Below are 5,906 nucleotides of genomic sequence, written 5' to 3'. Positions count from 1 at the left end.
CCACTACCGACTCCGCTCACTACTGCACAGCGGCGCACTACACGCACTGATCAATGCACTCTGAATTACGAAGAGCCAGTAATTCGGCAAGGACAGCCAGCAGCGCAGTCGTTTCCGCACCAGGCACATCGATCAGGCTGGTAACGACGCCGTCGGGACAGAGCGGCTCCGGCTTGCCCGGTTTCAAGAACCGCAGACGATCGGGCTCGGTGAGGTGGACCAGCATGCTGGCCATACCGAGCAGATGCAACGGATGTCCGCTTGCCAGCGCTTGGCGCGTCTCACTCGCCAGTGGCGCCTCGTCGGGCACCGATCGCCCTCGCCGCTCCATCCGGCGCGCATTGCGCCGCGCCTGCTTGGCCTTCCAACGATCGCGTCCGTCGCTCATGAGCGGAAGCTACTACCGGCCTCGGACAATCCCGGGCCAGCGAGGCGATGCCGCCATCAAGGAAAGGGCCTGGCCGCAAGAGACACCAGCTCAGACGCGAATGACCGTCAATCCAGCGACGCCGTCGAGTGCATCGAAGTCACCATCCTGCGTGACAACGGGGAGTTCGCGCGATGCTGCCACGGCCGCGATCCACAGGTCGTTGATGCGTACGCGACGGCCGGCCTCGGCGAGATGGACGCGCATTCGCGCCCACATGCGTGCCGCTTGCTCGTCGACGGGCAACGCCGCGAGATCGGCGACGGCGTCGAGCGTGACTAATCGCTGCGCTCGCGTGTCGGCGTCGACGGCGGCGAGGACGCCGGCGTTGAGTTCGGCCACGGTGATCACCGTCGTCGCCACCTCGTCAGGAATCTGCATGGCATCGAGCGACCGACCGCTTTCATGTGCGATGAAGACAGACGTGTCGAGTACCCCTGCTGCGCTCACTGCAACGGCTCGAGGTCATCGGTCGTATCCCCCGCGAGATCGGCAAGGTCGTCGCGGAGCCCCGGGTCCGCTTGCGCACGGTGCAATCGGCTCACCAACTCCTCCCTGCTGAGCCATCGGCGCCGCGCGGGCTCGAACGGGATGAGGCGGGCAACGGGTCGGCCGTTCAGGGTGACCGTGATGTTCTCACCTGCCTGCACTCGACGAAGCAGGCCCGCAGTTCCGTTGCGCAATTCCCGCGACGCCACTTCCGTCATGCTACAAACGTAGCACGTGTGTAGCAATGCGGACCGTCACGCCACGGCCGCTCTCGAGGCGAGGTAGATCTCCGTAGGCATCGGCCGGTGAAGCCGCCAGGTGATCGCCATGGGCTTGTCCCCTTCGTGACTGACGTAGTCGGCCGGCCCAAGGAAGACGTACGGCGCCGTCCCGAGGGCCGTCGACTTGCTCTGACGAACGAACAGCAGGACATGCGAGCCCCTCTGTCGGTGGTTGATGTAACGCTGACCGGTCGGCGAGGTCGATGACGTCGTTGACTGCGATTCCCAGTGGAACAGTTCGGAATTCAGTGCGTAGTCGCGGTACATCGTGGTCGGCGAGTAGTCCTTGTCCGACTTGTTCAACGTGATGAGGAATGCGTCGGCGTTAGCTTCGGCGCACCAGGCGACACCTTCACGCATGGTGCTTGGCGCACGCCCGGCGGCAGTCCAGCCGAGCGCTGCCAGTATCTCTTCGCGTGAATAGCTGGCGTGCAACTCCAAGGGCACGCCCGCGAGGTCGGGCTCCAAGTCGGCCAGTCGGTACGTGGTGCGTCGAGCGGTATCGAAGGCCAAGTCGACGACCTGCCGCATCTCGTCGGCCACCGGTTCATCCGCGATCGCCCGAAGGCCGTCAGCCGCCTGCTCAAATCCGCCGCCGTTCGGGTACAGGGAGTAGAACAGCATTTCGGCCAACCGACTCTCCGCCGCACTGCCCGTCGACACTGCCCCACTTAGAATCGACAGATACGCCGACCGTCTGACTGAGTCGTCCACATGGGCCAGCGCCCGCACGCGCTTGACGAGATCGTTCTCCCTCGCCCCGGCCTCCGTTCGAAGCTTGCCGGCTTCCCGGCACAGCGTCGTCCACGATCGATTGTGTTTCAGGACGTCCCCGAGGCTGCGACCCCACTCGTCGAGGTAACTCGCCAGCCGATCGTCGCGATGCGCCCGAACTTCCGACGTGAGAGCAGCCCAACGGGGCGCCACTTGCTGCTTCACGTTCTCGAGCACGAGTTGTTGCGCAACGCGGTCGAGCACGATCTGGCTGCCCGACGGCAGGAACGGAAATCCTTCCTCGACTTGCCGTTGCAATGCCTTACCGCCGATACCCGTCAGTGCGCGGAATCGCTGATCGAAGCGGAACTCTCGACGCTGATGGCCGACGAAGTCGAGGGCAGTGAGAACCGTCTTGTCCCGAGTAAGCCGCAACCCGCGTCCTAATTGTTGCAGGAAGACGGTGGCGCTCTCGGTGGGTCGAAGGAACAGCACGGTGTCGACCTCGGGGATATCGAGGCCCTCATTGAAGAGATCCACGGCGAAGATGATGTTGACGTCGCGGTTGCGAAGCGCGTTAAGCGCATCTCGCCGGTCGGACGACGAGGTGTCGGCGGACACGGCGAGCGCGGGGATCTTCGACTCGTTGAAGCGCTGCGCCATGTACCGCGCGTGTTCGACGCTCACGCAGAACCCGAGTGCTCGCATAGTCGCGACGTCGGCAACCTTCGCGGTCAACTCCTTGAGCACGATGCGGACGCGAGCGTCATTGCCGGTGTAAAGCGTGCTCAGCGCCTGCAGATCGTAGTTTCCGCGTCGCCACTGAATCGCCTCAAGGTCTGTGCCGTCGTGGATTCCGAAGTAGTGGAACGGACACAGCAGGTTCTGCTCCAACGCTTCCCAAAGCCGCAACTCGGCGGGGACGCGGCCGCCAAAGAACGAGCGGACGTCGACGCCGTCGCCGCGTTCCGGCGTCGCCGTAAGACCGAGTAGCTCCTTCGGCTTCACGTGGTCGAGCAGGCGGCGGTACGACGCCGCCTCGGCGTGGTGAAACTCGTCGACGACCACGACATCGAAATGATCCGGGGCTAGACCCGAGAGCCGCTGCTGCGAAAGCGATTGGATGCTGGCGAATACGTGACGCCAGCGGGTGGGCTGATGGTTATCGACCAGAAGCTCGCCGAAGGTGGCGTCGCTGACCACTTCCTGATACATCCGTCGCGACTGCATGAGTATCTCTCTGCGGTGGGCGACGAATAGCAATGTTAGGTCGCAGCCGAAGGTTTCGGTCACCAGCCGTCGGTAGTCGAGCGCGGCGATGACCGTCTTGCCCGTGCCGGTCGCAGCAACCACCAGATTGTGATGCCGATTGTGGATTACTCGTTCCGCATCAAGCTGCTCGAGGATCTCCGCCTGGTACGGCTTCGGCTGAACGTCCAAGCCGGAAAGGGTCACGGTCAGTCGGTCGCGTGTTGTCTTTCCGGACGCTGTGTCGAGCGCGGCGCGCAACCTCCCCCCATCGCGTGACGGCTCGTAGACCTCAAATTCCCGACTCTCCCAGTACGAGTCGAAGGTGGCCTTGAACTTGTCGAGTAAGTGGGGCGTCGCAATCGCCGACAGCCGAACGTTCCACTCGAGCCCGTCGACGAGTGCGGCGTGTGACAGGTTGCTGGAGCCGACGTAGGCCGTGTGGAAGCCGGTCTGCCGGCGGAGCAGCCAAGCCTTCGCATGCAGTCGGGTGCGGTCAATCTCGTAGTTCACGCGAACTTTTGCACCGAATTCGTTGACCAACGCGTCGAGCGCCCGCGCGTCCGTGGCCCCTAGGTAGGTGGTCGTGATGACACGCAGCGGGACGTTTCTGAAGCGCAGGTTGATGAGCTCGTCCTCGAGCAATCGGAGGCCATGCCACTTGACGAAGGCGCAGAGCAGGTCGACGTGATCGGCGCTAGCCATCTCCGCGCGAAGCTCCGCGGCCAGCGTCGGCTCGCTGCGAGCATTAGTCATGAGCGCCGCATCGCTGAGAGGTGTTGCTGGCCGGGGCGTCCGGGCAACCGAGGGCGTCGTATCCGATGCCAACTCCTCGAGACGCAGCAGCTTGCCGGGATCAGCGACGTGAAGCGCCTCACCAGCTGCGTGCACGTCCGGTAAGACGGCAAGCAGGCGGCGCGTCATTTCTGCGCGCTCCGGCGTACCACCTGCTGACCGCAACGATCTCTCGATGATGGGCGCCAGGTGGCGGGTGATGGCGAGCGCCTGCTCGGCATCGTCGACTGAGCCGAACGCTGCGCGCGCGTCAACTGCGGCGAGTTGACCTCTGAGTACTTCAGTCAGGAGAGATTCGTAGACGCCGGTTTCCACGAAGCGGACGCTAGCCGAGAACCCCGACAGTCCCGGGCCAATCGACCGTTGACATTGTCCGTCGAAATCGATCATCTTGTCGTGACGGCCCTTCGCCTCCTCAACAAGTGCGTTCAGATCGGTCGGGATCGGTATGTCTGGCTCATCGCCGGCATTCGCCGTTTGCGTTTGCGTGGCGAGGTCAAACTTCCAATCAGCAGATTCGCGACCGCCTTTGTTCGAGCCGAGCGACGTCCGTCTTCCACTTGGCGTACGCCGCCCGCTTCGCCTCTTGCTCGCTCACCCACCGACGTAGCTGATCGGCGGCGGCCTCAGGAGACTCAGCGTTCAGGCCGAGGCCCGCTGCGAACTCGACGACATCGCGACCCTGAGCTTCGCGGGCAGCTAGTGCCTGTAAGTTGCTCGCCTCGAGTTGCTGCCGCTGGGTGTGCGCCTCGACGAGATCGGGACGACGAGCGGCCTGCTGCGCGGTTTCGGCACGCGCCTTACAGGCGCCGACATACTCGGTAAACATCCGAAGCGCTTGCGCAACAGATTCTTCTGCAATCTCGAATGCGCCGATTGACCAAGGAGGCGGGATAGGGCTCCGACATGGCCGTCACGTGATGATCGAAACTCGACAGCCAAGTCCGCGTGCTGCCGGATCGAGTTCTGCGCCGCACCGGCTTCGTCTATCGTCCGAGCGAGCGCTTTGAGAGCGTTTGGGTCAGGATCGAGAGCTTCCGCTTGCAACCTGAGTTTGCGCGGCACTGACGCGTTGACGCAGCTTCTATGCAGTGGTCCAAGCAGTCGGCGGTCTCTAAGGAACGCCGACTTGTAAGACTTGCCCCTCAGTAGTCCTTGGGCGGCCGACGATACGGCACCGTTCAGCGCGACACTTTCCGAAGAAGTCGACGTAGGCGTGTCTTGGGGTTAGGTGAAGCGTTCGGAAGGGACCCATTCCTTGTGGCGGCCAGTCTTCTCAAGTCGGTGCGCTTAAGCGTCCCGTCGAAATCGCTCGCATCGTCCCGTATTTCTACTTCGAAGAAGATCCTGCCGTCGATCGCGTCGAAGAAGGAGTGGCCCCTGACATAGAAGCGGCCACCTTGACCGTCTCGTTTCCATTCGTTGAAGATTGCCGCTGCCGTGTCCAGGAGCGGGGAAAGCCCTGTTAGTTCGCTTCGACGATGAGCCTGGAACAGCGAGCGGCCGTCCGTATCCGCAGTAAAAACGCTTCCATTCGGTGAGGCACCGAACTGGCCGACGTACGAAGTCCGTGAAAGTGCCATTACGACCAACAGCTCAACCGGATGGCTCTCGCGCCTAATCACTGCCGAGAATCGTCCTGTGGGCCACTTATCTTCTCGGGGTCGAATCTGCGCCGGAAGCTCACAGTTGGCCGCCTTCAGCCGTTTGACCAACTCCTTAGTGGCCGCCTTCTGTAGCTTCGGATCTCCGGTAAGGGAGGCGATCCGATTGCGAACCGCGAGCTGCATCGCTGACCTGTCACCTACTGACATACAGGCTCCGCGTGCACACCGGCTTCGCAAAGTAGGCGTCGCGTGGCAGCAGGAAGGTCTCACCGCACAAACGCACTCCCCCGCTCACGATCGAGGAACGTCTCGCTCTTGTTCCGCAGGAAGAACACGTACACCACC

General features: G+C 62.9%; 6 protein-coding genes. All 6 read right to left on the bottom strand.

The genetic code is table 11. The annotated features are described in order from the left end of the window. Positions 1-37: 37 nt before the first annotated feature. The 6 genes from LV457_RS19940 to LV457_RS19915 all read right to left on the bottom strand — a co-directional run bounded on the left by LV457_RS19940 (position 38) and on the right by LV457_RS19915 (position 5,744). The gene (locus LV457_RS19940) at positions 38-388 is read right to left on the bottom strand and encodes a hypothetical protein (RefSeq protein WP_232173280.1); all 351 of its coding nucleotides are present in this window, start codon (positions 386-388) and stop codon (positions 38-40) included. 90 nt (positions 389-478) lie between these two features. Continuing rightward, positions 479-877, bottom strand: a complete 399-nt coding sequence (locus LV457_RS19935; protein WP_232173279.1) for a type II toxin-antitoxin system VapC family toxin — start codon at positions 875-877, stop codon at positions 479-481. Further along, positions 874-1,134, bottom strand: a complete 261-nt coding sequence (locus LV457_RS19930) for a type II toxin-antitoxin system Phd/YefM family antitoxin (protein WP_232173278.1) — start codon at positions 1,132-1,134, stop codon at positions 874-876. The genes LV457_RS19935 and LV457_RS19930 overlap by 4 nt, the downstream gene beginning before the upstream one ends. Before the next feature lie 36 nt (positions 1,135-1,170). Further along, on the bottom strand, positions 1,171-4,269 hold the full coding sequence (locus LV457_RS19925; RefSeq protein WP_232173277.1) for a DUF3427 domain-containing protein: 3,099 nt from the start codon (positions 4,267-4,269) through the stop codon (positions 1,171-1,173). Between the two features lie 193 nt (positions 4,270-4,462). Continuing rightward, positions 4,463-4,783: a hypothetical protein gene (locus LV457_RS19920; RefSeq protein ID WP_232173276.1), complete on the bottom strand. Its 321-nt coding sequence runs from the start codon at positions 4,781-4,783 to the stop codon at positions 4,463-4,465. Between the two features lie 352 nt (positions 4,784-5,135). Continuing rightward, positions 5,136-5,744 carry a hypothetical protein gene (locus LV457_RS19915; RefSeq protein ID WP_232173275.1) on the bottom strand — a complete coding sequence of 203 codons (609 nt, stop codon included), beginning with the start codon at positions 5,742-5,744 and terminating at the stop codon, positions 5,136-5,138. Between the last annotated feature and the right edge of the window lie 162 nt (positions 5,745-5,906).

The sequence above is a fragment of the Mycobacterium sp. MYCO198283 genome (genome assembly GCF_021213805.1).
Taxonomy (GTDB): Bacteria; Actinomycetota; Actinomycetes; order Mycobacteriales; family Mycobacteriaceae; genus Mycobacterium.
This window is presented reverse-complemented; position numbering and strand designations above follow the sequence as displayed.

Coding starts and splice junctions, on each gene's coding strand:
- LV457_RS19940 (WP_232173280.1), bottom strand. CDS start 388: ATGAGCGACGGACGCGATCGTTGGAAGGCCAAGCAGGCGCGGCGCAAT.
- LV457_RS19920 (WP_232173276.1), bottom strand. CDS start 4,783: ATGTTTACCGAGTATGTCGGCGCCTGTAAGGCGCGTGCCGAAACCGCG.
- LV457_RS19915 (WP_232173275.1), bottom strand. CDS start 5,744: ATGCAGCTCGCGGTTCGCAATCGGATCGCCTCCCTTACCGGAGATCCG.
- LV457_RS19930 (WP_232173278.1), bottom strand. CDS start 1,134: ATGACGGAAGTGGCGTCGCGGGAATTGCGCAACGGAACTGCGGGCCTG.